Genomic DNA, 25,148 nt, shown 5'->3' with positions numbered 1-25,148 from the left:
TATATTTAATAGTACTGTTTCGTGATTGTCTCGTCAGTTTCGCACCGCGAACTAGACTAAAGCAGAGCGATCACGCCCTTAAGTAGCTGTGCAAAATACGAATTACAAATTTACGCCTCAATCAGAGGATGATACTCATCTGGGTTGTCAAAGCCTGCAATCCAGGCAGCTGCTTGATGACAACTCCGCATGTGAGGGGGAACGCGTAGGATATGAGTGTGTCCTGTGGAAGGGCAAGTGACTTTCAAGACCATAAGTGGTTCGTCATCCTCAAAAGGAATGTAGACAAGTTGACGTTCTCCACCAGCGTCTTTATCGCGATCGCGAACCAACCCTCCCACTTGCTGCAAAAATGTTTCGTATCCCAGACGCTCAATGAGCACGCGGCGCAACTCAACATTTTCTACATTCAGGATATCCTGCCCCGTTATGGACTGCGATTCAAAGGCAATGCTATCGCTCACCTGCACGCCTCGCCAACGCAAAACGAAACCATGCCCCGCAGGCAAACTGGTAATCCCACTTCCAGCCAACTCAATCCAATAAGTGACGTGGAGACCTTTGGGAAGGGTAGTCAGGTTCACACAGTCTCTAATATCTAAACTTTCACAACTGAGATTTTCAGGTAGATTGTAAAGAGCAGACGCCCCATTTAAATCCAGATGATCCAAAACGCGCATACCATCCCATGCGCGATGCTCAACGATGAGTTTTCGAGCACGTTCCGCCGATACAGGCTCGTTGCTTTCGTTTGGGCGCTGCTTAACTGGTTTATTAGGCACGCGTCCATTCGACATCATCTTGAGCATTAGTCGGTTACCTCCACGTAAGCATCAGGGCGGTATTCACGTTGTCTCCAAACGCGGTAAAGCCCTTGGGGTAATTCAATCGCCCGATGTTCTTCATGAATCAATGTGGCACTTGGTTCTTTAACCTCTAGAAAAAGGTTACTACCATGTACCCACAACTGAACAGCATTAGATTGCTGAATGCGATGGCTGTGTCCTGTGACTTCACCATGAGCCAGAGTAGCACCTATACGCCTTTGAGCACCAACTGGTAAGCCAGCAAATCGTTGAATCAGAACGTCGCCGTGTCTGTAGAGAACACCAGATTGGTTAGCTTGGGAGTTGTTACGGTTGTTCAACATGTTCCTCTTATAACATTTTTGTCAAAAATAAAGATTAGGATTTACACAGAAGTAACGTAATTGTGTCATTACGAGCGATAGCTACGTAATCTCGAAGATGCTGGGATTGCTTCCCTATACTTCGTTTCGGTCGCGGCGGACATTATGGCACCTGCGTAAGTCGTGAAAATATTGAGATTCGTGCACTGCTGTACTAGCTTGCCATCTACCCTGCGGGATATGATGTCAGCGATCTTTTCTATTATCTTTAGGACGTGAAAGACAGCTAGTTTTGGCGTGCATTTTGTGACTTACTACCTTGATGTTTCTTTATTTACGTCTAGCTTGAAAATAGGGAACGTTTAGCAGATCAAGAAGTATTTTCTATGTGATGTACGCAGTTCATGATGGCTACTTAAGTGTTATTTGAGAATTTGGTATGAAACAAGTAGAAGCAGTCGTCGCGAATATTAACGACTTAAAAGATGGTGAAATGCAACAGGTGTGTGTCGGCGAGACAGAAGTTTTGCTGAGCCGATTGGATGGAAAGTTTTATGCCGTCGGTGCACACTGTAGTCATTATAAAGCACCACTGGCAGAGGGGGTGTTGAGTGGGCATTATGTTGTTTGCCCTTGGCACAATGCCTGTTTTGATGTGACGAGTGGCGATCAAACAGAACCTCCTGGCTTGGATTCTTTAGCGTGCTATACGGTACGCATTGAAGGTGAAAACATCATTGTCAGCGTACCAGAGAAAACAACAGGGTTGCGATCGCCCGAAATGGCGCAATTCGACCCCAACGTTGATAAACGCACATTTGTTATTTTAGGAGCGGGGGCGGCTGGTTCTCATGCTGCAGAAGCTTTGCGAGTAGCTGGATATCAGGGGCGAATCGTCATGATTACTCAGGAAGACAAGCTGCCCTATGATCGCACCAAGCTTAGTAAAGACTACTTAATTGGTGAGACATCCTCAGAGGAAATGCCGTTGCGATCGCCAGATTTCTACAAAGAACACGCAATTGAAGTGCTGTTTAATAAGCGAGTTGAGCAGGTGACAACGAGTGCGATCACCTTGAGTGATGGTGATTCGTTGACTTATGATGCCTTGCTGGTAGCAACAGGAGGAAAGCCAGTAAGCCTCGATATTCCAGGTGCAGACTTGCAGAACATTTTCACATTACGTAGTTTTGATGATACCAATCGCGCTTTGGCACTCACCGAGCAAAAAAAACAGGTGGTAGTGATTGGTTCGAGTTTTATCGGTATGGAAATGGCAGCGGGACTGAGTCAGCGAGGCTCACAAGTAACCGTTGTTTCGCCCGATTCTGTACCTTTTGAGAAAATCTTGGGCGAGCAAATTGGCAAGCAATTTCAGCAGGTTCATCAGGAGAATGGCGTTTCCTTTAAATTGGGTAGGAAAGCGGTTCGATTTGAAGGTAGTAGCAAAGTAGAAGCCGTAATATTAGATAATGGCGATCGCTTAACAGCCGATATAGTTATTGTGGGAATTGGCGTACAGCCAGCAACAGAGTTTCTTGAGGGTGTTAATTTGCATTCCAAAGATAAGAGTGTTGTTGTTGATGAATACTTGCGTGCGGCTGAGGGCATTTACGCTGCAGGTGATATTGCTCGTTATCCCGACTGGCGTACAGGAGAACCAATTCGCGTTGAACATTGGCGAGTTGCGGCAGAGCAAGGGCGGATTGCAGCTCATAACATGGCAGGAAAAGCAGTCAAATTTAAAGGACTTCCTATTTTCTGGACGATGCAATTCAAATTTCCCTTGCGCTACGTTGGACATGCTGAAAGTTGGGATGAGATGATTGTGGATGGCGATCTGCAAAAACAGGAATTTATTGCTTGCTATGTGAAAAATAATCAAGTATTGGCAGTTGCAACCAGCCATAAGGATACCGAAACAGCGGCTATTTTTGAACTGATGCGCTCCAACCAAATGCCAACACTCGATGAATTACGCAGCGGTGCAGTTGATTTCGTTCAGAGACAGCGTCAAGTTAACAGCAAGTCCTAGGCTGTCGGAAGACCATGCACGGCAGTGGCATCTCAATCTATTGATGGGGTTCCCGTATTTCTTTATAGAAAGCTTGACCCCTACTTCCTCAACCGAAAACGCACCGGCATTCTGTCGGATGGATAAATCAAAAGGTTCTGCTGTAAATGTTCCACAGATGAACGACCGTTAACTAACTCCCAGTCGAAGTAGCGCAACAATAATGCCAGCATCACCGTTGCTTCTAGCATTGACAGATGCTCTCCCAAGCAACGATGATAACCTGAGCCAAAGTCTATCATTGGAAGTAAACTACTTTCCTTACTCTTGTCTAACCAACGCTCCGGCAAAAATTCCTCACTCTGAGGATAGACCGATGGATCTCGTCCAGCAGCAAGCATTGACCAAAATACATGCGTACCACGAGGAATAAGCTTACCTTCAATAACAATGTCACGTTGAGCTTCCAATGAAGTCGAGCCGGAGGCAACTGAATAAAGGCGCAAAGTCTCCTTGATAATAGCGCGAACGTAAGCCAATTCTTTTAGGGTTTCTGTATTAATGCCACCTCGACTTTGGCAAGCTTGGTCTACGACAGCCTGTGCCTGCTGAAAAACCCTTTGATTCAAGGTTAACTCTGCTACGGCAAAGGATAAAGTATGAGCTGTGGTGTCAGTACCAGCTATTAACAATTCTATAGTTTCTGCTATGAGTGATTCCCGATTGTATTTCGGTTCTTTGGCGGCTATTTTCACTAACATTGATTCTTGAAACAAAGGACTTACCTGTGGTAGCTCGGTTTTGTTTTGTTCTCTCATCTGTAAAGCTAAGTCTACTCTGGGAGTAATAAACTCCTCTAAAAATCGCCTTGCTGCCCAATAATCTCGTGAATTTTTAGTTGGCAAATATTTCATCCATCTCTTCTCGCCAGTAGCTACCCGTAGGAAGCGATAGCCTACAACAGACATTGCCTCGTATACCTTGAGAACTTCGAGGGGTGGTCCTTCATGACTAGTGCTCTTTTTATCTACAGGAATCCCCAGTACTAAACAGCAAATCACCCTCATCGTCAGTTCTACAAACAGAGGATCTACCTGAACTTCTTTTGGTGGAGCGGTTTCTTTAAGTGTGTCGATGACTTGTTCGCAAGCTTGGCTAATAATCTCAACATATTTGAACAGACCGCTAGAACTAAATTCGGGGTTCCAAGCCTTGCGTCGCCACTGCCACTCAGTCCCGTTTTGACCGAGAAGAATCGGCCCACTGATATCGTTCCAAGCTTTGCTCGCTCTCTGGGATCTAACTAGGCTACCGTCTCTCATCCCATTTACAATAGTGTCTTCAATAACTTTTGGCTTACTCAAAACCAGAACTGGATTGCCAGTCCAGAGAACATACATTAGTCCTAGCTGCTGGCTCCAATCAAACAATAATTGGAAGTATTTCTTCTGTTTTACTGCTGCTAATACTTGAGGGACATTTCCTAACAGCCAGTGTCTGGGAGGAGAGGGAAGCGAGTTTAGAGATTTGTAAGTGTTGTTTTGTTTCCACCAGCGCCAGCCAAATATGACCGCTATGCTAGTAACGCCTAAGACTGTAACTAAATATGGAGATGAGTCAGAAAAAGCAATCTGAGCAGCAATCTTTTGGAACATGAATCCGCCTTTGTCTAACAAAAACTTCAGATTATCCAGATACTAGCGTATTGTTTCGGTGATTCGTTGATGCAATTTTCATGCGAAAATAGACGTTTTGAGAACTCATGGTGCTTCAATATCCACTTGCTGAAGAGATGCTCCCTTTGTTCGCGGCACTTTTGGCTGTTGGTAGTGAGCGGGACATAGTAGTCCCCATCGACTCTACCAGAAGCGCTTGTCACTCTGTCCTGAATGAATGAACTTGTTAAAATCCTTTGAATCTAAGCTAATTTTCCAAAAGCCTTCAAGAGGTGACAAAGATGGTTGAGTGTCGCCTACTAATAGCGTTTCGACGAGAATCCTGAGATTTACGTCCTCATTTGACTAGAACAATACAGGTAGAGATTTGAACCCATGCAGATCAAAAACGGGGGAAACTCGTTCCAGCGTGGCAGTTGGATCAACGCGCAAATTTGGCAACCGCTCTAACACGGCACGTAGTCCGATCGCGGCTTCCAGTCTAGCCAGGGGCGCACCCAAGCAAAAGTGAATGCCGTTGCCAAACGCGACGTGTTCATTCGGATCGCGATCAATCACAAACTCATCTGCCCGCTCGAACTTGGTTTCATCCCGGTTTGCCGATCCAACGCAGAGGTTCACCAGTTGTCCGGCTGGAATGGTTTGATCGCCAACTTGAGTATCCACTTTCGTGAAACGAAAAATGCTTTGGACGGGTGAACGGTAGCGCAGCACTTCCTCGATCGCTGAGTGCAGCAAAGCAGGTTCGTTTTGCAGACGCTTGTAGGCGGATGGAGACTCGTGCAGGCAAACGATCGCATTCGCCAGCATGTTTGTCGTCGTTTCGTTACCCGCCACTAACAAGACAATGCAGAAATCGACTAGCTCTTGAGCCGAGAGCGTTTCACCATCTTCGTGTGCCGCAATCAAATCACTCACTAAATCATTACTAGGCTTGCCACTCCGCTGTTGAATCAATTCACGGAAATAGTCTCCAAGTTCCCGAGATGCTGTTAAATCCTTGTTTACGACTCCATCCGACCAGTGTTTGAAATCGGCGTGACGCTCGATTGGCACACCAAGAATCTCGGCAATCACAACCACAGGTAGGGGAACAGCAAAGTCACGAACGAAGTCCATCTGACCCTGATCTTGGACGCGATCGAGCAACTTATCGACAATCAGTCTCATGCGTGGTGCCAGTGCTTCAACTCGGCGGGCTGTAAAGACTTTAGCAACTAGAGTACGGAGCGATCGGTGCTTGGGTGGATCGACAAGGTTGAGGCTTTGGGTAAAATCAGTTTGCTCTGGTGGCTGCGGCACTTTAGACGAGAACATCTGCCAGTTGGCAAACACCTGTTTGACATTCTCATAGCGAAATACGAACCAAGTTTGCTGCTCGGCATCGTAGAACACGGGCGCTTCACGGCGCATTTTGGCATACCAGGGAAGTGTATCATCGAAGAGGGCAGAGTTTGATGTTGATCTTGATGGTTGATTGGCTTGCATATTAAAGTTCCTTGTGTGTGAACAATTGATTTTGAACAAAAAAATTGCAGGTTGAACCGGATCACTCTCCGTCATCTTTCACAAAGGCCTGACTCGAATCTAGCGGCGTTCGACAGATACTCCTCCAAAAATGCCTACTCTCCCCGCCGGATGGTCAAGAACCCTATGAGGAAAACCCATATCGACCGCGCTCACGGCGTCAAGCCTTTGAAGGTGTTCATCTGACAGCGTTGTGTCCAAAACCTCCAAATTGGTTTTAAGCTGCGCGCTTTTGCTTGCGCCTAGCAAAATTGATGTGACGGCTGGCTTTGATCGCAGCCACGCAAGAGCGACAACTGCGGCTGGCTTGTTGATTTCACTAGCGATCTTCTTAACTTCGTCCACGGTGTTCAAAATCTGCTCATTGATCACGCCTAAGCCGGTAATCAAAGCTTTTCTTCCTCCTCCGGCCACCGATTCAATGGCGCTGCTGGACTTCAATTCCTCCCTGGAATACTTTCCGGCTAAAAGACCGTTGGCGAGGGGCGACCAGACGACCAGCCCAAGCCCCATTTCCTTCGCCATCGGAATTAGCTCTCGTTCGGTTGTTCTCTCAACAAGGCTGTATTCGCTTTGGAGAGCGATCAGCGGTGACCATCCCCGTAAGTCAGCAATCGTCTGCATCCGTGAAATCTGCCAGGCGGTCGTATCGGAAATGCCGACATAGAGGACTTTGCCCGCGCGAACCAGGTCGTCCATGCCACGAAGGATTTCCTCCACAGGCGTTGTGTTATCCCAAGTGTGGAGGTAGAGAAGGTCGATGTAATCGGTCTTCATGCGGGACAAGCTCTGCTCGACCGATTGAACCATGTTCTTTCTGTGGTTACCACCTGCGTTCGGATCGCCGTTGTGGGTGTTTTGAGTGTATTTGGTAGAGAGAACAATCCTCTCGCGCCGTTCGCCGAGAAACTCGCCCAAGAATTTCTCCGAGCTTCCGTTCGTATAGCCGCTGGCCGTATCGACGAAATTGCCACCGCGCTCAAGATACATATCCAGCATGTTGCGCGCTTCATCGGGCGCGGCACCCCATCCCCAATCCGTTCCGAATGTCATCGTTCCGAGAGCGAGTTCCGAAACCCGCAGCCCGCTTTTTCCGAGTAAATAGTATTTCATGATGTCCTTCTATGCGATTTGTTGTGGTTCATTCATTTCTCATGGATGCCAATCGGTTAAACAAAGCGTTGAACTAGCAGTTCCACCCGGCGCTGAAGCGCCGCTGGCGTTGGCATGTCCCCTTGGAGACCGTCGATAGCGAGTAGAAACAATTCAGCCAAATCCTTGTCCTCCAAGATCGTTTGAACGCTTTCTAGCATCACCTTTTGATATCTCGCCTCGACGTCAGGATCGAGGCGCGCACACACGTCGTAGAACTCGGCCGCCATAGGCGCGCCCGCCATTTCGACCCACGGTTCGAGCAGCATCACCTCGCACACCTTGAAAAGGCGCTCGAACTTGCTTCCCGCACCAGTAGCGGCTTGCTGAGCCGTCGGATAACGCGCCTCAAGCCAATCCTCGAAGACACCAATGAAAATGCCTTCCTTATCCTTGAACATTCGATAGATAAGCGTGCGCGAGATATTCGCCCGCTTCGCAATGTCGTCAAGCGATGTTTTGCCGTAGCCGAAATTGAGGAAACACCAGCGCGCCGCTTGCAAAATGCTAGCCCGGCGCTCCGCTGCCGCTTGTTTTGATCGTGTTGACATAGAAAATATTGTGACAATTTTTGTTTTTTTTGTCAACTTCTTCTCAATGAAACGCTTTTGATGTCGTCGAGTGAACTGTTGCCAACAGGCTCAACCTCCGTTGCATCAACACTTTAAGAATGGAATAGTCGATGATTTCTTGGTATCCGCTCGTAAGGATTCAGGTCTGGGGGAGCCAATTAAAATCGAAACACTAGCTTTAGCACAGTTGGTAAAGCGCCCAATAGAAATAGTTGAGTATCATCGCCACACATGTGTATGTAGCAGTTATTGCAAGTTAAATGCGTGACAGCTTATTAGAGCGCTTGTCACTCTGCCCTGAATTGATGAACTTGTTTAAATCCTTTGAATCTAAGCTAATTTTCCAAAAGCCTTCAAGAGGAGGTGACGAAGATGGTTGAGTGTCGCCTACTAAACTATTGTCAGGAATCAAGCCAATACTGAATGCCCTATTCAGAAAAATGTGTCCGAGTTTTCCAAAACCAGAAATGTTGCTCGGGTCAGTTATAACCTTCTGCGACAACTGTATAGTAGTTTCGTATCCACCATCAAAGTAGATTGTCGCTCGATTCTGTTTAAAGCGTACCTGAACGTCGTAAACTCCACCAGTTGCACGATAGTAAGCTTTGGCTGCTAGCTTTGTGCCATCAATATTTTTCCCCTGATACTCAACTGCCATAACAGGTGGCGTCAGCAAAAACAGGGTAGATAAGACTAGCCCTAAGACTTTCATGACTTTGACCATGCGTAACTATCGAGCTATATTCCTAGGATAACGCTGTACTAAGCCAAAAATACTATTTTTTCGGTAAAGCGCATTTTTTTGTATTTTTGTCAATTATGTGAACGGGAAGTTTCGATGTCATCGCACAGATGAGGATCTTCCTCTGTAACTTTAGGGTTGGTCTTCAGATAACCGCGTACCCAAGCGCACCCGCGCTTCAATACCATATCTAGATCCAATAGCTCTAAGTTCCACACCAGCACGGTTGTGTCATTACTCCCCGAAGCCAGCCATTTACCGTCAGGACTCCAAGCTATACTCCTAACCGCACTGCTATGCCCTGTAAGTCTCATCACTTCCTCACCTTCAAGGTTCCAGAGTTTGATGCCGTTATCACTTGCCGAAGCCAGCAGCTTGCCGTCGGGGCTAAAACTGACGCTGTAGATCCAGCCACCCTCTACATTACGGGTCCAGCGTTCCTTGGGATTCTCCAGATTCCAGAGTTTGATGGTACCATCAGTACTCCCCGAAACCAAGAGCTTGCCATCCGGACTCCAAGCGACGCTCCTGACTTCACCGCTATGCCCTGTAAGTTTCATGAGTTCTTTACTCTCAAGGTTCCAGAGTTTGATGGTGCGGCCCCTACTTGCCGAAGCCAACATCTTACTGTCAGGACTGAAGCTGACGCTCCAAATTTCCTTGTTATGCCCTTTGAATGTCCTGATTTCGTTACCATCTTTGCTCCAAAGTTTGATGGTCTTGCCACTCGTCCAAGCTAGCAGCTTGCCATCTGGGCTAAAGCTGACACTTTTGACAGAATCATCCTCTTTGCGCTTCCAGAGTTCCTTGCCATCCACTGGATTCGAGAGTTTGATGACGCCGTCCTCACTTCCCGAAGCCAGCATCTTGCTGTCGAGACTCCAAGCGACGCTATAGACTTTACCGCTATCCACTTTAATCGTCCTCGATTCCTTGCCCTCAAGATTCCAGAGTTTGACAGTCGTGTCATCACTTCCCGATGCCAGCATCTTGCCATTAGGACTGAAGTTGACGCTCCTGACCACATCGCCATGCCCTGTGAGTGTTTTGAGTTCCTTGCCATCAAGCGTCCAAAGTGTTATGGTACCGTCAAGACTTCCCCAAGCCAGCATCTTGCCGTCGGGACTCCAAGCTGCGCTTTCGACCCAGTTACTATTTTTAATCGTCCTGAGGATCTTGCCCTCAAGACTCCAGAGTATGACAGTTTTGTCAATACTCGCCGAAGTCAGCATCTTCCCGTCGGGACTCCAAACTACGCTTCTGACAGAATCGCTATGCTGCGTGAACGTTTTGAGTTCCTTACCATCTGCCGTCCTCCAGAGTTTGACGGTTTTATCAGCACTTCCCGAAGCTAGCATCTTGCCGTCGGGGCTAAAGCTGACGCTCTCGACTTCATTGGTATGCCCTGTGAGCGTCTTGAGTTCCTTGCCATCCACCGTGCTCCAGAGTTTGATCGTGCCGTCACCACCCGCCGAAGCTAGCATTTTGCCGTCTGGGCTGAAGCTGACGCAAAGAACCGCAGAGCTATGTTTGAGCGTCCTCAGTTCCTTACTCTCAAAGTTCCAAAGTTGGATAGTGCCGTCATCACTCCCGGAAGCTAGCATCTTACCATTAGGGCTGAAGTTAACGCTCCTGACCACATCGCCATGCCCCGTGAGCGTCTTGAGTTCCTTGCCGTCTACTGTCCTCCAGAGTTTGATGGTTCCGTCACCACCCGCCGAAGCTAGCATCTTGCCGTCTGGGCTGAAGCCGACGCTAAGAACTGCAGAGCCATGATTGAGCGTCTTAAGTTCTTTGCCGTCTTGATTCCAAAGTTTGATGGTACCATCATAACTGCCCGAGGCTAACATTTTACCATTAGGACTCCAAGCTATGCTCCCGACCTTATCCTTATGCCCTTCCAAGGGGTTGTGCTCTGTAACCCAGTAAACTGCCTGCTGTAGTGCACTCAAAAGCTGAAGCCTAGTATTACTATCTCCTTCAATTGGTTTTTTCAGTTTTTTCCCTGCTTTTAAAGCTTCTATCAATGCATCTAACTTTTGGTCTGAGGCAAAGAGTGCTTTTGAAGATTCAGTTAAGGTTTGAATCTGACTCACTTCCTTTCCATACCACTCAAACCACTCAAAGCCAGCGAATACCAACACGACAACAAACACTGCCGTCATCAGTCCAGTTATCTTGCGGCGGTTGTTGCGCTGGCGTTGGAGGCTGCGTTGCACAAACTCAGTTTCTACTTTATTGAACCAGTTGTCAGTTGAATTGAGTACCTGATTTAAGAAATTAAGACGTGGATTGTCATGCCAAAGAAACTTTGCCTGTTGCTTTCTTTTCCACAACTGCTGCAACCAATCACGCGGATTGGGAGTCCAGTGAAACTTTGGCGGTTGCTTGCTGTTCCATTCCATAGCCGCAGGTGTCAACCGCCGTTGTAGAATTAAAGTCTCCGGCTCTTGTTGTTTCCAAACCAACAGCTTTTGCCATCCCCGTACTAAGGCATCATGGGCAGGCTCAACATAGCAGTTTCCCTCGCTATCTTCACCTTTGACTAGCAGCCGTGCGTCGGTAAATTGTCGAATCACCTCCTGCACGCGCTCATTTTTGGTTGGAGGATACTCCAGTTCAGACAAGAGTACTTTTCTACGAGCCAACTCACCGCCATCTAGTGCCACCATCCGCAGCATTACCTGCTTAATAATAAGTGTATAAGCTTGATCGCGCTTTTGTAACTGCTCATATTCAAAGTCAGCTTTTTGGGTGAGGCTGCGCGTAACGCCACCCAGTTCTTCATAATCTGCTTGAGCGATCGCGCGATCGCTCCTTGTCCCCTTCCTAACACTTTGAATATACTTGAGGTAAAGCTCACTTAGGGTAAACGACAGCAACGGCAGCGTTCCCGGCATCAGCATGACCTCATCAATTAACTGGTCTACCAAAGTGGGTGGCTCAAAAAACATCACTCTGGCAGTAGCTGGTTCCACAATTGCTTGCCGCAATTCTTGCCGCTTCATCCCCGGTACGAGAAACCGAGCTGATGTCCAATACGGCTTTAAAGCAGTATCGCTTAATTGCGGTTCAAAGTCATTTCGCAGTGTTAGCACCAGACGTAACTGCTCGGGACTTGCCCCGATGGCCTCTGCCAAGCCGCTCAGAAACTTCTCTCGCTCAGTGTTATTGCGGCATAAAGTGACTAATTCCTCACACTGGTCGATGACCAGCAGCAGCTTGGAGTTGGGATTAAGCTGACTCCAATTCGCCAATTTTGCCAGCACGCTTTTTACTCCGGGTTTGGCAGCTTCTTTATCAACAACTGGCAAGTTTTCTTGAAGCAGCATTTTATTCAAAGTCCTGAAGGGGAACTCTCCAGGGCGGATGGGAGGGAGGATGCCCCACTGTTGCTGACTTTTCTTTAACTGAGGAATCAATCCGGCTTTGACCAAACTCGACTTACCCGCACCGGAAGCGCCTAGTACAACCGTTAATGAATGCGTCGTGACAAATTCTTGTAGCTTTTGGATCAAGGCAGTTCTACCAAAGAACTTGTCGCTGTCTTCTTCTTCAAACGACGCTAATCCCTTGTACGGGTTAGTTTTTTCATTTAGTTTGGGGGCTGGTTTTAATTGATTGCGGTCAAAACCAGGAACGGGAAAAATGTACTCCCCTTTGTCATGCCTCTTAAGTAGAGAGATTTGCGGCGTTTGTTTGCTAGTTATGTTATCGCGCAAATAGACGTAGAGTTCAGTTGCAGTGATCACACCATCCTTGGTAAAATCTGCCTCTCCGCTGAATGCCTTAAAAAGAAGTTCTGCAAAGGGAGAGTGACATTCATTCTCGTCCCGGTGCCCAAAACCATACAAGTAATCTGCGGCTTTCTCGTCATCGGCGGCTGAGGTAATCACCTGGTGAGCGCAACCAGCAATAAAGCGATCATAGCGTTCCTGATAGAGTTTGTGCGCTCGCACCACTTGTCTATTGCGTCCTGCCCACCGGAAAGTACCAGCAAAGCAGCAGTCAAGGATAATCAACATATGACGGCACGGCAGTTTGACTAAGGCATCGTGCAGTTGCTGCATGGGTAGCCAAGTGCTGTCATCTTGTTGCCCATCTTGAAGCACGAGGAAACCTGCTGGTCCATCCGCATTATCTAATCCATCTTGGGCAAAGCCATGTCCGGCAAAGTAGAACAGGAATCGATCATCAGGTTCAACGTGGATTTTACTGCCATCGGGTAAAGTAAGGGTTTGCTCCTCAAAAGCTGTAAACAGACTGGTGAGTTTGTCTTTAGTTGCTTCTGTATCTAACAATCGTAAAACTTGGTATTGATACTTTTCCTCTAAGATCAGGGCAAGTTGGTTAGCGTCATTGACAGCAGTTTTCAGTTCCGGGATGCCATTGACATAGTGATTGATACCGATAACAACTGCCAGACTGCGTTTAAACTCAGGCATAGTGGAATTTCCATTTAGCGGTTCTCCTACGACGCATTGCTCTCAATGCTCTCAATCGTGAACAGACTTACAAACGTAGTCTTGCCTACAGCACGCTACGCGAACGACAAAAAAGTAAACGGGTTGTTATAGCAGTCCTAAATGAGATTGTAAATTGTCCCATGAGGGCAGGGAACGCTTAACAGGGAACAGGGAACAGGAATTGTTTATAAATGATTTAGGATTGCTATATAGATAATGATTATATGATTTAAGTTTTGAATTCTTGTTTTCTTAAAAATACAATATATTGTTCTTATCCCTTGTGTCAACCTTAATTCAGATGCTCTTACCCTGTCGCTGGTAAGATTTTTTTCATTAGTAGAAATGGGGCGATTAAATTGGTGCTGATAACGTTACGAATATCTTGCTCTTACACTTATTTTTCTTAATTACTCTCATTCATCTTTATTCACTCAGTAGCCATCATATACTTTTGTACATGATGGCTACTTAATGACTATTTCAATTCATACTCAGGGTTATATTCAACTAACTCAATCTCATTTCCATCTGGATCGTTAACATAAATTCTGTGCTTTGTTTCAGGCGCTGTCATTGTGTAATATTCAATGTTCTCGGTATCGAGCAATTTTTTCATGGCTTCGCCGTCTTTAATCACAAAACCAGTGTGGTTTATGCCAATGTTTTCATAGGCTGTATGTACACGCTCTTGGCTATTTCGATCATTAAGAGCCAGATAAAATTGATTATCTCCAAAATGCATCCAGTTTCTACCTTCAAACACCCCCTCGGCGCGTACATACCAATCAGGAAATAGGATTTGATAAAACTTCTTGGTTGTTTCAATATTTTTGCAAGAAACGTTGATATGTTCAAAACGAATAAGATTCATATTTTTCTCCTTTGCGCCGAACCCCAGCGTGCTTCCTTGCGATATGCATAGCGTCAGGTTTCTGACTTATAGCCTTCCAGCATTGTCGTGTCACATTGATTGGCAGTCAAATCGTAAGGCACTAAGAACTATCGCAAGTCCTGCACCTAGTTGGCAACTGCACCGATAACAAGGCTTTGCATACTTGGTGGGGTTCTTTACTTTATCTTTCTTATTTAATCATACTCGTTATGAGTTTGTTTTACCACTATTTGCCAAAAATCCTTGGTGTTTTGTCTACTGCAATGATTCAAGGAGTGTTGAATTACTGTGCGTTTTATAGTACATTTGTATGATTTTGATATTTGGCTCAAAGTCAAAAAGCACTACTTCATCAGATGCATATCAATTTAGAAAATACTTTACAAGCACAACTCAACCAATCTCTTCACTTCACAGCCTGTATGGGTGTGAATGTCGCCATCAATGATGAGAAACATGGAGTCTGGTTGGGAAGTAGTGGTTTCTCAGACCTTGATGCCAACAAACCTCTTGATGTTAATCGCTCATTTTACATTTACCTTCTTTGTGCGAGAAGGCTCGCGCCATAATCTTTGATTTGGCGTCAACATAGATCGCAGGACTAAAACGAAACGTCCCCCGATCTATGTTGACCAACGGTTAACGCGGAAGTGGGGACAGTTTTGTTTTTGTCACTCTCCGTGGACATCTTAAAAGTCAATGGGCTATAATTACGTCAACAAGTTTAACGTAACAATGCTAGTACTTGAAGCAAAGCTGGAAGGGAAGAATGAGCAGTATGAAAAGCTAGTACTCCAAGGCGTAAATTCGGTTAGGGTGTAAATATAGACTTTTAAGGGGAAGCGTTTGGCAGTATAACCCTATCTAAACTTACGCCGCACTGTACTAGATGAAGCTATTCGTACTGCCCGCTTTGTTCGCAACAGTTGCGTCAGGTACTGGATGGATAATCGTGATATTGGACGCTACGAGCTTTCGGCTTATTGTGCTGTTCTAGCTAAAGAGTTTGAATGGGCAAACAAACTAAACTCTATGGCAAGACAGGCTAGTGCGGAAAGGGCATGGTCTGCAATATCTCGTTTTTACGACAACTGTAAAAAGAAGGTTTCAGGAAAGAAAGGTTATCCGCGCTTTAAGAAAGAACAAACACATGGCTCTGTTGAGTACAAGACCAGTGGCTGGAAACTTTCTGTTGACAGGCGCTATATTACTTTTTCTGATGGATTTGAAGCGGGAACTTTCAAGATGTGGGGAACCCGTGACTTGCATTTCTACCAGTTCAAACAGATTAAACGAATTCATGTTGTTCGGCGTGCCGATGGGCACTATGTTCAATTTTGCGTTGACCAGGAACGACTAGAAAAACGATCGCCGACGCTCAAAACTGTCGGAATTGATGTTGGGTTGAATCACTTCTACACCGATAGTGATGGCAACACAGTTGCAAATCCACGTCATCTTCGTAAAAGCGAAAAGTCATTAAAACGACTTTCTCGCCGCATGTCTAAGACTAAAAAAGGGTCTAAAAACAGAGCTAAGTTTAGAAATAAACTGGCTCGCAAACATCTTAAGGTAAGTCGCCAGCGTAAAGATTTTGTTTGCAAAGCAGCAAGATGCGTAGTGAAGTCTAACGACCTCGTGGCGTATGAGGACTTGAAGGTGCGGAATATGGTAAGGAATAGACACCTTGCTAAATCGATATCTGATGCAGCATGGACTCAGTTTCGTTCTTGGGTTGAGTATTTCGCAAAGGTGTTTGGAGTGGTAACCGTTGCAGTTCCGCCTCACTACACAAGCCAGAATTGCTCCAACTGTGGAAAAGTAGTGAAAAAGACATTATCGACTAGGACGCATACTTGCCCACACTGCGGACATACCCAAGATCGAGATCATAATGCTGCACGAAACATATTAGAAAAAGCACTACGTACGGCGGGTCACGTCGGAACTAACGCCTCTGGAGAGACTGACCAATACTTGGGAGAGGAGACTCCTTCAAGCAAGTCAACTCATAGAAAGAGGAAACCGGGGAAGTGATTCCTGGAATCCCCCGCTGTATTCGGTACTCCGAATCAGCGGTGGGAGGATGTCAACAAAACCTTTGTTTCCGTTTGCTTATTGCGTTTAGCTCAGGATAGGTTGTTAAATTTAGATGATCCACTGACAAAATGGTTACCCCAAATGCCATTTGATGATACTGTCACCTTGCGTCGGTTGTTAAATCATACCAGTGGAGTACCGAGTTACACCAGCTTAAAAGATTATTTGCCTACTGTTTGTGAGAATCCTTCCGTTCCTTGGACACATAATAAAGTTGCTGAATTAACCTGTACAGGAAAACTCGATTTTGAACCGGGAGAAGGATGGAGTTATTCAAACACAGGGTATATGTTGCTGTATGAGGTGATTGAAGCTGCTACCAGTAAGAGTTTTGCCCAAGCGTTAGAAGACAACGTGTTTTCAGTATTGGATTTACAAAATACTTATGTTGCTCATGATGTTGACACAAAAGGCGTTCTGACACCTGGTTATTGTCGATACTTAAATTCAGAACAAATCATGGAGAATGTCATTCCTCCTTATCATCCAGACTGGTGTGCAACAGGACTCATTGCTTCTACGCCTGAAGAAGTTGTGAAATTTTTTGACGGTTTTTTCTCAGGTAAACTATTGGTTTCCAAACAATTAGAGCAGATGCTCACTCTTGTACCCACTGGTACTCGTGAGCCTTGGTATAAAAAACCTTGTTATGGGTTAGGAATTATGGCAGATCCAGAATCCAAGCATGGTGAAAAGTATGGTCATGGTGGAGATGGTCCCGGCTATAATTTGTGGGCAATGCATATACCCAATTTTCACGGACGCAAACTGACGTTAGCAGTTTTTTGTAATACTTCTATTATTGAGCATCCTTATGCAATGGTTAATGATTTATTGCGTGTTCTTGAAGCTGCATAGCAAAAGAGTGGAGGAAATACCCTCCACTCTACCTACTGACTCCTCGCTGAAACTTCACCAGATAAACGGAATCAAACGGGCGCTAGATTGCTTGTAATCAGGATATTCTGAGTATTTTTGAGACATTGACTGTTCTTTGTTAGACATCAGCCGCAGGTAAAAAACTAAGATATATGCAGGCAGCAAATAAGCCCAGAGTGAACCAGCAACGACGCTAAAACTCAGATACCGTAGCAAATCCCCAAAATAATTGATATTTCGGGATAAACGCCAGATATTGTCATTAACTAGCCCTGCCCCATACTGCTTGGCGGTAAGTTTTTGGATATCGGCGGTAGCATTGATCAGAGTGCCGAAAATGTAAAGTGATAATGCCACAGCAGCTGTGGTCATTGATAGGGGAACGGGATTAGTAAATGCTAGGTATCCTGGAAGTGCGTAAAAAACCCCGACGGATAATAGTATGAAAACAAATAGACCAACCCCCACAGGGTCATTGAACATCTGTCGCCGCTGGGGATAAAACCATTGCTCAATTAGCCACCAAAGACAATAACTGATGTGCAGGCACATATAAATGACTTGTCGCCAGTCTTGAATGCCGAAGACGACAGCAAAAGCGACCAAGCAGCTTATTGTGAGAACTTTTGCGATGTTAATCGCCGTGAGAGCTGTAACTCCAGTTTTTTCAGCGTTGGCAGTGTTTTGCATAAAGCCATACCAAATTTATCTTCTTAACATTGCTTAATTTTAACTTCGCCTATTAACCAGGGTAGCGCTAGCCTGATCAACTGGCATAAGGACGACTTCGTTGATATTTACATGGCTTAGTCGTGTGACGCAGAAAAAGACGACATCAGCAACATCATCTGGAGTCAGAGGCTTGACTCCTTGGTAAACTTTGTTGGCGCGATCGCTATCGCCATGAAAGCGTACATCGCTAAATTCTGTTTCTACCATACCAGGGTCAACAGAACTGACACGGATAGGGGTTCCTAGCAGGTCTTGTTTGAAACCTTCGGAAATAGCTCTGACAGCAGCTTTGGTGCCACAATAGACGTTACCATTGGGATATGTCTGATGTCCGGCGATGGAACCAATGTTGACGACATGACCGCGATCGCGTTTCACCATTCCAGGCACAACATAGCGCGTCAGGTACAGCAGACCCTTGATATTGGTATCAATCATTTCTTCCCAGTCTTGGAAGTCACCTTCGTGGAGTTTGTCTAAACCGCGACTCAGACCAGCGTTGTTGATTAAGATGTCAATTTCAGACCAGGAGGGGGGTAGAGTTGAGATAGCAGATTCTACAGCAGTGCGATCGCGCACATCCAGTTGTACCAAGTGAATGTCAGTTGTAAAGTTTTTGCTGACTTCATCTGCTAACTCCTGCAACCGCTCCAACCGTCGTGCGGCTAAAATAAGTTTTGCACCTGCATTTGCGAATACTTTGGCACAAGCAGCACCGATACCACTGCTTGCACCAGTGATTAAAACAATTTGGTTTTGAATAGAAAGCATTTTAGTTATTAGTCATGAGTCATTAGTCATTAAACTTCTTGCAAAAGTGAGATTTTACAAGGTTCTGTTCCCTGTTCCTGCAAGAAGTCTATTAGTCATTAATCATTAGTCATTACTAAATGACCAATGACTAAGTAATTAGTTTTTGACAACCTGTATGCGCTGAGTGATCATGACCATGCCATCTCCGCGCATGATCACAGCAGAAACCCATTGACTACCAGGGACAGCTGGTGCGCGTCCAACTTTAAAAATTCCACCAGATGAAAGTAATTCTAAATCCACAGGTGTGGCAGTCAGCAATTTCTCTGGTTTAATAGGTTCTTCCAACGCTGTTCCTAATAGATAGTCATCACCAAGAGGTTCTTGGACAATCGCGTCAACGTTAAACTGCTGACCAACTTTTACCTGCTGTGGTAATTTGAAATCTACTTTAGGTGGCTTGGCACCGGAAGTCAATTGAGTGCGTTCAGCCAAAATGTCTTGGCGGGTAATTTTGCCTCCTGCAATGTGCTGGCGCGACCTAATTGTCGCATTGAATGCCGCGTTTTCACTCCTGGTAGAGGGCACACCAGTTATATTAGTCACTGTTTCGGCGACAACACCATTACCTTGAGATTTCCAAGATTCTACCTGGGTAGTATATTTCAATTGGGGGTATCGCTGCCAAAATCCAGTTAAAGCTTTCTCCATATTCTGACGAGTTAAGCCATCTCCATTAACGAAATTGGGACTATAGAACTGCATGACGCCTTTGATATTCTTCTGACTTGCTGCTGCATCAACTTGCGCCAATAAGTTTTTGACTTGAGAGGGTGCATTTTGAGAGGCGCTACTGGGTTGGGGAGCCAGTACTTGATGAGGGTTTCCCTCCGTAGGTATCTGGCGTCTGGGTTGCCCGGCTTGTACCAACTGCTGTGGTGTATTGGCAAGAGCCGTTTTCCAACTGGTTAATAAACTTAGTGTAAGCAGAGAAAAAACTAGTAAGCGAGTAGGTTGCAACATTGTTTGACGTTTGTGTAAAAAGGAAGCAAAATTTGGCATGAGTTAACTAGTAAAAAAGTAAATGGCAACTTGACGACACAAGGGGTGGAAATTGTTTTATTTTAGGTTAAGCTAAGCGCTAACAGGGTGGAGGGTGATGGTAGAAACTCCTATACGGTTACTAATAGCTGCTAGTGGAACGGGCGGACACGTGTTTCCGGCGATCGCACTAGCTGAACACTTAAGCGATTATCAAATCGAATGGCTTGGTGTCCCCAATCGATTAGAAACTCAGCTTGTTCCCAAACAGTATCGATTGAATACTATTGCAGTTGAAGGTTTTCAGCAAGGTTTTGGAATTTCTTCACTTCGCGTTTTGGGAAAACTGATTGGTTCAATTTTAGAGGTCAGGAAACTTTTACGACAAGGAAACTTTCAAGGAGTGTTCACCACAGGAGGCTACATTGCTGGACCTGCTGTCATTGCAGCCCGTTCTTTGGGTTTACCTGTTATTCTCCACGAAGCTAACGCTTTACCAGGTAAAGTGACTCGCTTTTTAGGACCTTGGTGTAGTGCAGTGGCGGTGGGTTTTGAAGCCGCTTCTGAGCACTTGCCTCGTGTGAAAACAATTTACACCAGTACTCCGGTGCGTTCTCAATTTTTGTCAGAAGAAATTGAAGCATCTTTGGATCTGCCTATTCCAAAAGACGTTCCTGTGATCGTTGTCTTTGGTGGTAGCCAGGGAGCTGTTGCTATCAATAAGCTGGTGCGACAGTCTGCCAATGCTTGGTTTGATGCTGGTGCTTGGGTTGTGCATTTGACAGGTGATAATGATCCTGAGGCTGACACTTTGAAACATCCTCAGTATATTTGCTTACCATTTTATAATAACATGGCTGCGTTACTGCGACGAGCAAATTTAGCAATTACTCGTTCTGGAGCAGGTAGTTTAACGGAGATGGCGGTGTGCGGAACACCAGCAATTTTGATTCCGTACCCATTTGCAGCAGAAGACCATCAAACTTACAATGCAAAAGTTTTTACTTCAGTTGGTGCGGCGAGTCTGTTTAAACAATCAGAGTTGACGGCCCAGGTGTTGCAAAGTCAGGTTTTGAAGTTGTTGCAGCATCCGGAAGAATTGCGAAAGATGAGGGAGGCTGCGAAGGCGATCGCAACTCCTGATAGTGCGGAAAAATTAGCACAGCTAGTGCGTGAGGTGGTGGAGAGGTAAAAAATACGACATAAACGCAAAAGATCAGCAGATCAGTTACCTAACTCACGATGAACTACGTAGATAAAATCAATCATCTACTCAAACCTGCATTTTCCCGTAGTCCACTGGTGGTAGACTTATTTGCTGGCTGTGGCGGTTTATCTGTTGGATTTGAAGCACAGGGATTTGCAACTCACGGGTTTGAAATGGATGCTGATTCCTGTGCTACCTATAGAAAAAACTTAAAGGGAAACTGTACTCAGGTTATTCTCACACACCAGACAGAATTACCATCTGCCAAAGTACTCATAGGTGGACCACCCTGTCAACCTTTCAGTGTGGGAGGAAAACAAAAAGGTTTACAAGATTCACGCGACGGATTTCCAATTTTTCTTAGTGCAGTTAAGAGGCTTGATCCTGAAATTTGGTTGTTTGAAAATGTTCGTGGACTTCTTTATAAAAACAAGTGGTACTTAGACGAAATCGTTCAAGCATTTCAAGATTTAGGCTTTATAGTAGAATGGAGATTATTAAATGCCGCTGACTTTGGTGTTCCTCAAAATCGAGAACGTCTTATAGTAGTAGGACACAAAGGAAACTTCAAATTTCCTAACCTATTCGAGAAGAAAATTAGTGCAGGCGAGGCTTTAGGAGAACTTGCTTTCTTGGCTCCAGAAGAATCGAAGTTTCTAACACCTAGCATGGATGAATATGTCGCAAAATATGAAAAAGCATCCTTTTGCAAACATCCCCGCGATCTTCATTTAGATAAACCAGCAAGAACTTTGACCTGTAGAAACTTAGCTGGAGCAACAGGTGATATGCACAGAATTAAATTACCATGTGGTAGGCGGCGACGTTTGTTTATAACAGAAGCTGCTAGATTACAAAGCTTTCCAGATTGGTTTGAATTTGTAGGAACACAAACAAGTTGTTTTAATCAAGTGGGTAATGCTGTACCACCATTATTTGCATTGCATCTAGCTGGAAGTGTTAGAGATTATTTACAATCTCGTTGCGGAAAAGTTAGCACAGTTGGTGCGTGATGTGGTTGAGAGGTAAAAAAACGAACCGCAAAGGAAAGAGGAGGGGTGAAGGGAGCAGTCAGCTTTGTTATTTTGACTTTTTACCGCTTTCTTCTCGTTGCGGAAGCAGTTACTCTAGGCGGTGGAGTTACCCATTGGCAATTAAAAGTCTTATCAAGTAGATTCTTGAGGCTAATTACTTTTACTTTCCCGCCGTGATAATCACCTTCACGACACTGGATCTTTATAATTTCGTAGCCAAGTCCATCAAGTTCTTCAGTAAAGATAATTTCTCCAAAATAGTTGTATGAGTCATTAATCTGCTTACCATTTTCTCCAATGGGCATCTCCCAACATACAATATAGTCAGTCAATATCAGTGGATGATTAAACTCCTCACTTGGTGAAAAAGTGTACTTGTACTCAAGAGCTTTATGAACGTTGTCTGCTAAACTATTCTCGCCGACACTGACAGCAACGCTATCAATTCCCATGCTAGAGAAGGTTCTTGGACGAAGCCAAAGATGAGCATATTGTGAGTCAGCAGGGGCAAGGTGAGCAAAAATCGTATACAAGGTTCCAACCGAATACTCTTCTCCAATTCCAGGTTCTACAAGCCACTTATCCTTTATTTGTTCGATATCTTGTACCATAAACCTGGATCTATCTTGAATCCCTTGCTTTAGTGCATTCAGCTTTTTAGTATAAGCCTCTAGTTTAACATCTTGAATCTCCTTATTTAGCCTATCGACCAGTTCGGCAAAAATTTTTACATCTCTTTTTGCTGTATCAAAAAACTGTTTTATCTTCTCGATAAAAGAATCATTATTAAGAATTTTTAATGCAGCTTCAGTCAAGGAATTTCTGTTTGTTACCACATCGAAACTACCATTGATCATAAGAATGTAGTGAGACTGTGCATTAGACGTGCCAAGTACTGCGTAATCAGCTAGTTTGCTATGTTCAAATATTTCATTATATCGACAAATTTTCACCCCTTCTGAGCAGATAAATACGCCTCTTTGATCCGTCAACCTAATTCCAGACTTTTTCTTACCTTTTCTATCCAGTTCTTCATACTTTTCATGCGCCCGACGATTACCATCAATTGCTAGCGCCAAACAGTAAGTAATCCCTTCAAATGTAAAAGTTGCAGCACCCCTTGCTGAAAATCTACCAGCGCTTAGACTTGATACTTCAGCAGGGCTGCTTATTACTAAATCATTAGGCTTTTCCAAGTATGGATATCCGGCGAAAATTTTTTTCAAATCATCAACTTTTCTACCTTTTGTCCACAGGTATAATTCACACTGATCATTATATCCAGGAGACTGTTTAAAGCTTTCTGCTTTCCTAGCTGGAAAATCAGTGTCATTAGGGCGGAGAATCCTCATGTCTCCATGCCTTGTGTTAAAACATATGTAATGCTTTAGGTATGACCATTTAGTAATACGATCCTCTTCTGAGTCGTAAAAATCTGAAAATTTTTCTACCTCTAGAGCTTGAACAATGATCATGGCTCCGCTGTCAAAGCGGTTCAGGAAAAACTCTTCACTCAAATACTCAAGGATATTTGCTGTTTGTTTATTATGTCTGGAAAATAAGTTTCTTAGGGTTTGCCAGGGACTATTGTCTAAGTTGGATTGAATGTTGTATTGAGGATTTAAGTTATCTTTAGGGTTATCTATCGATATTGACCGCCAGTATTCTTCACCCCTACAACGTGTAATCAAAGTAAATTTTTTGGAAGCAAAGCATAGCTTTGAGCCTTGGCACTTATAACCTATAAATTCACCTTGAATTTTAGTAGATTTGCCTATAGAAAAAAAGGCTTGGTAAGAGGTTATATCATTGATAACTTCTGTTTCGCTTAAACCAGTACCATTGTCAAAGAATATAAAGCCTTGATACTGTAAGAGGGGGTAAATTTCGATTCTTGATGCTTGAGCATCATAAGAGTTAGATATCAACTCACGGATTACTTCACAAGGATCTTTGCGATTAACTGAAAGCTCAGATAGGACATGTGTATAAGATATATCTGGATACTGCGGCATGCAAAATAGATAATAATTTCGAGCAAAGCCTTACTTAAAACATTATATACATATAGTACGTTATTGTGTAAATATACTGAAAAAAACCTCTGCAAGTAACCCTAAAACAATTGCCAAATTGTGTTACATTTTGTAAAAGAAACACATAAATTAAGATTAGTTAAGATGTTTGGTGATAATTGAAGGAATATTTGCAAATTCGCAGTCAAACAAATGTCTGAACAAAAGCCCCTCAGTCCTTGGAAATACAAACCGTGGTGGTGTCAGCCTTGGTCTATTCTTCTCACAGGTGTGACGCTGATAAGTGGTAGCTGGGTTATATTTAAGATAGTCTGGTTAACTGTTCTTGTCTCTGTACCCCTACTGACATGGATGGGTTTCTTTTTGATAATCTGGCCCCAACTTATGATTCGTAGTGGGATTTTGGAGTCGTATGAGGATCAGGTTAAAACATAAAGCCCGCTTGCGCAGGCTTTGTAGGTGTAGCTTGTAGGTATTTGCGAATCTTTTAATTTACAACTTGAGCGCCATGACTGCGGGGATCATCTTGACTATTTGTTGGTGCGACGGGTGCATTAAATTGCGAAACTCTGCCGTTTGCTTGAGCATAAGGCAAAGGCGAAGCAGCAACCAAGGCTTCTAGGTTACTGGATAAAATAGTACGAGGTTGATCACCAATGGCTTGGGCGATCGCCTCCCCTTTCTGATTCATATACACAAAATGGGGAATACCATCCACCCGATATTTCAACATCTCTGGCAGCCATTTGGTATTATCCACATTCAGCATGACAAAATTTACCTTGCCAGTATACTGGTGTTCCAGTTGCCCGACATCTGGTGCCATTTTTTGGCAAACAGTACACCAATCTGCATAAAACTCTACAAACGATGGCTTACCATTGGTTAAAGCAACATCAAAAGGTGTAGACTGCTTATCTAACTGAGACAAAGTTGCAGAGGTTGTCTCAGTTCTCAGCCCCAAAATTAAGGCAACGCTGAGGGCGATCGCCACCATAGCGATTAAGAAATTTCTCAAGCGCGTCCCAAACTTGGATTCTGATGTTTCTGGAGAATGAACCGGTGAATCGTTACTCATAATATAGTTTTATTAAAACTTATTAAGTACTATAGCAATCCTATCTGATAGGGAACGCTTAACGCTTAACAGGGAGCAGGGAGCAGGGAGCAGGGAGCAGGGAGCAGGGAGCAGG

General features: G+C 44.6%; 20 protein-coding genes and 1 pseudogene. 7 read left to right on the top strand and 14 right to left on the bottom strand.

The genetic code is table 11. The features are described 5' to 3' along the window. Positions 1-110: 110 nt before the first annotated feature. Both AC5JM2_RS13935 and AC5JM2_RS13930 read right to left on the bottom strand, forming a co-directional pair. Entirely contained in the window at positions 111-809 is a 699-nt protein-coding gene (locus AC5JM2_RS13935; protein ID WP_495835466.1) for a DUF6745 domain-containing protein, read from the bottom strand. Then, a complete protein-coding gene (locus tag AC5JM2_RS13930) occupies positions 809-1,150 on the bottom strand; it encodes a DUF8820 family protein (RefSeq protein ID WP_495835465.1) in 342 nt (113 codons plus the stop codon). The genes AC5JM2_RS13935 and AC5JM2_RS13930 overlap by 1 nt, the downstream gene beginning before the upstream one ends. Before the next feature lie 418 nt (positions 1,151-1,568). On the opposite strand from AC5JM2_RS13930, the gene AC5JM2_RS13925 reads away from it, so the two are divergent. Then, the gene (locus tag AC5JM2_RS13925) at positions 1,569-3,164 is read left to right on the top strand and encodes an FAD-dependent oxidoreductase (protein ID WP_495835464.1); all 1,596 of its coding nucleotides are present in this window, start codon (positions 1,569-1,571) and stop codon (positions 3,162-3,164) included. 80 nt (positions 3,165-3,244) lie between these two features. Here AC5JM2_RS13925 and AC5JM2_RS13920 read toward each other — a convergent pair whose 3' ends face one another. The 7 genes from AC5JM2_RS13920 to AC5JM2_RS13890 form a co-directional block, all read right to left on the bottom strand. Further along, the gene (locus AC5JM2_RS13920; RefSeq protein WP_495835463.1) at positions 3,245-4,798 is read right to left on the bottom strand and encodes a cytochrome P450; all 1,554 of its coding nucleotides are present in this window, start codon (positions 4,796-4,798) and stop codon (positions 3,245-3,247) included. Positions 4,799-5,164: 366 nt separating this feature from the next. After that, on the bottom strand, positions 5,165-6,307 hold the full coding sequence (locus AC5JM2_RS13915) for a cytochrome P450 (protein WP_495835462.1): 1,143 nt from the start codon (positions 6,305-6,307) through the stop codon (positions 5,165-5,167). Positions 6,308-6,406: 99 nt separating this feature from the next. Then, a complete protein-coding gene (locus tag AC5JM2_RS13910) occupies positions 6,407-7,459 on the bottom strand; it encodes an aldo/keto reductase (RefSeq protein ID WP_495835461.1) in 1,053 nt (350 codons plus the stop codon). A gap of 56 nt (positions 7,460-7,515) precedes the next feature. Beyond that, on the bottom strand, positions 7,516-8,049 hold the full coding sequence (locus AC5JM2_RS13905; protein WP_495835460.1) for a TetR/AcrR family transcriptional regulator: 534 nt from the start codon (positions 8,047-8,049) through the stop codon (positions 7,516-7,518). A gap of 277 nt (positions 8,050-8,326) precedes the next feature. After that, positions 8,327-8,782: a hypothetical protein gene (locus tag AC5JM2_RS13900; RefSeq protein WP_495835459.1), complete on the bottom strand. Its 456-nt coding sequence runs from the start codon at positions 8,780-8,782 to the stop codon at positions 8,327-8,329. A 101-nt stretch (positions 8,783-8,883) separates the two neighbouring features. Continuing rightward, positions 8,884-13,257, bottom strand: a complete 4,374-nt coding sequence (locus tag AC5JM2_RS13895) for an nSTAND1 domain-containing NTPase (RefSeq protein ID WP_495835458.1) — start codon at positions 13,255-13,257, stop codon at positions 8,884-8,886. A gap of 499 nt (positions 13,258-13,756) precedes the next feature. Continuing rightward, the gene (locus AC5JM2_RS13890) at positions 13,757-14,152 is read right to left on the bottom strand and encodes a VOC family protein (RefSeq protein WP_495835457.1); all 396 of its coding nucleotides are present in this window, start codon (positions 14,150-14,152) and stop codon (positions 13,757-13,759) included. A gap of 377 nt (positions 14,153-14,529) precedes the next feature. Between AC5JM2_RS13890 and AC5JM2_RS13885 the strand changes: the two genes are divergently transcribed. From AC5JM2_RS13885 to AC5JM2_RS13875, 3 genes and pseudogenes are all read left to right on the top strand, one after another. Beyond that, the gene (locus tag AC5JM2_RS13885) at positions 14,530-14,742 is read left to right on the top strand and encodes a hypothetical protein (RefSeq protein ID WP_495835456.1); all 213 of its coding nucleotides are present in this window, start codon (positions 14,530-14,532) and stop codon (positions 14,740-14,742) included. 316 nt (positions 14,743-15,058) lie between these two features. Continuing rightward, positions 15,059-16,210: pseudogene (locus AC5JM2_RS13880) on the top strand (RNA-guided endonuclease InsQ/TnpB family protein); the annotation flags it as partial. A 3-nt stretch (positions 16,211-16,213) separates the two neighbouring features. After that, entirely contained in the window at positions 16,214-17,131 is a 918-nt protein-coding gene (locus AC5JM2_RS13875) for a serine hydrolase domain-containing protein (RefSeq protein ID WP_495835467.1), read from the top strand. 54 nt (positions 17,132-17,185) lie between these two features. Here AC5JM2_RS13875 and AC5JM2_RS13870 read toward each other — a convergent pair whose 3' ends face one another. From AC5JM2_RS13870 to AC5JM2_RS13860, 3 genes are all read right to left on the bottom strand, one after another. Then, entirely contained in the window at positions 17,186-17,842 is a 657-nt protein-coding gene (locus AC5JM2_RS13870) for a DUF1295 domain-containing protein (protein ID WP_495835455.1), read from the bottom strand. Between the two features lie 39 nt (positions 17,843-17,881). After that, positions 17,882-18,655 (bottom strand): SDR family oxidoreductase, encoded by a 774-nt coding sequence (locus tag AC5JM2_RS13865; protein ID WP_495835454.1) that lies wholly within the window; start codon positions 18,653-18,655, stop codon positions 17,882-17,884. Positions 18,656-18,793: 138 nt separating this feature from the next. Then, positions 18,794-19,699: a DUF8623 domain-containing protein gene (locus AC5JM2_RS13860; RefSeq protein WP_495835453.1), complete on the bottom strand. Its 906-nt coding sequence runs from the start codon at positions 19,697-19,699 to the stop codon at positions 18,794-18,796. A 97-nt stretch (positions 19,700-19,796) separates the two neighbouring features. Between AC5JM2_RS13860 and murG the strand changes: the two genes are divergently transcribed. Both murG and AC5JM2_RS13850 read left to right on the top strand, forming a co-directional pair. Beyond that, positions 19,797-20,870 carry an undecaprenyldiphospho-muramoylpentapeptide beta-N-acetylglucosaminyltransferase gene (gene murG, locus AC5JM2_RS13855; RefSeq protein WP_495835452.1) on the top strand — a complete coding sequence of 358 codons (1,074 nt, stop codon included), beginning with the start codon at positions 19,797-19,799 and terminating at the stop codon, positions 20,868-20,870. A 50-nt stretch (positions 20,871-20,920) separates the two neighbouring features. Next, positions 20,921-21,898 carry a DNA cytosine methyltransferase gene (locus AC5JM2_RS13850; protein WP_495835451.1) on the top strand — a complete coding sequence of 326 codons (978 nt, stop codon included), beginning with the start codon at positions 20,921-20,923 and terminating at the stop codon, positions 21,896-21,898. A gap of 80 nt (positions 21,899-21,978) precedes the next feature. Here the strand turns inward: AC5JM2_RS13850 and AC5JM2_RS13845 are convergent, their stop codons facing one another. Continuing rightward, a complete protein-coding gene (locus AC5JM2_RS13845; RefSeq protein ID WP_495835450.1) occupies positions 21,979-23,934 on the bottom strand; it encodes an ATP-binding protein in 1,956 nt (651 codons plus the stop codon). Positions 23,935-24,147: 213 nt separating this feature from the next. Here AC5JM2_RS13845 and AC5JM2_RS13840 point away from each other — a divergent pair, with 213 nt between their 5' ends. After that, entirely contained in the window at positions 24,148-24,390 is a 243-nt protein-coding gene (locus tag AC5JM2_RS13840; RefSeq protein WP_495835449.1) for a DUF6737 family protein, read from the top strand. Positions 24,391-24,442: 52 nt separating this feature from the next. Here the strand turns inward: AC5JM2_RS13840 and AC5JM2_RS13835 are convergent, their stop codons facing one another. Further along, entirely contained in the window at positions 24,443-25,033 is a 591-nt protein-coding gene (locus tag AC5JM2_RS13835) for a thioredoxin family protein (protein WP_495835448.1), read from the bottom strand. Positions 25,034-25,148: the final 115 nt, after the last annotated feature.

It is taken from the genome of Brasilonema angustatum (assembly GCF_059505445.1).
This window is presented reverse-complemented; position numbering and strand designations above follow the sequence as displayed.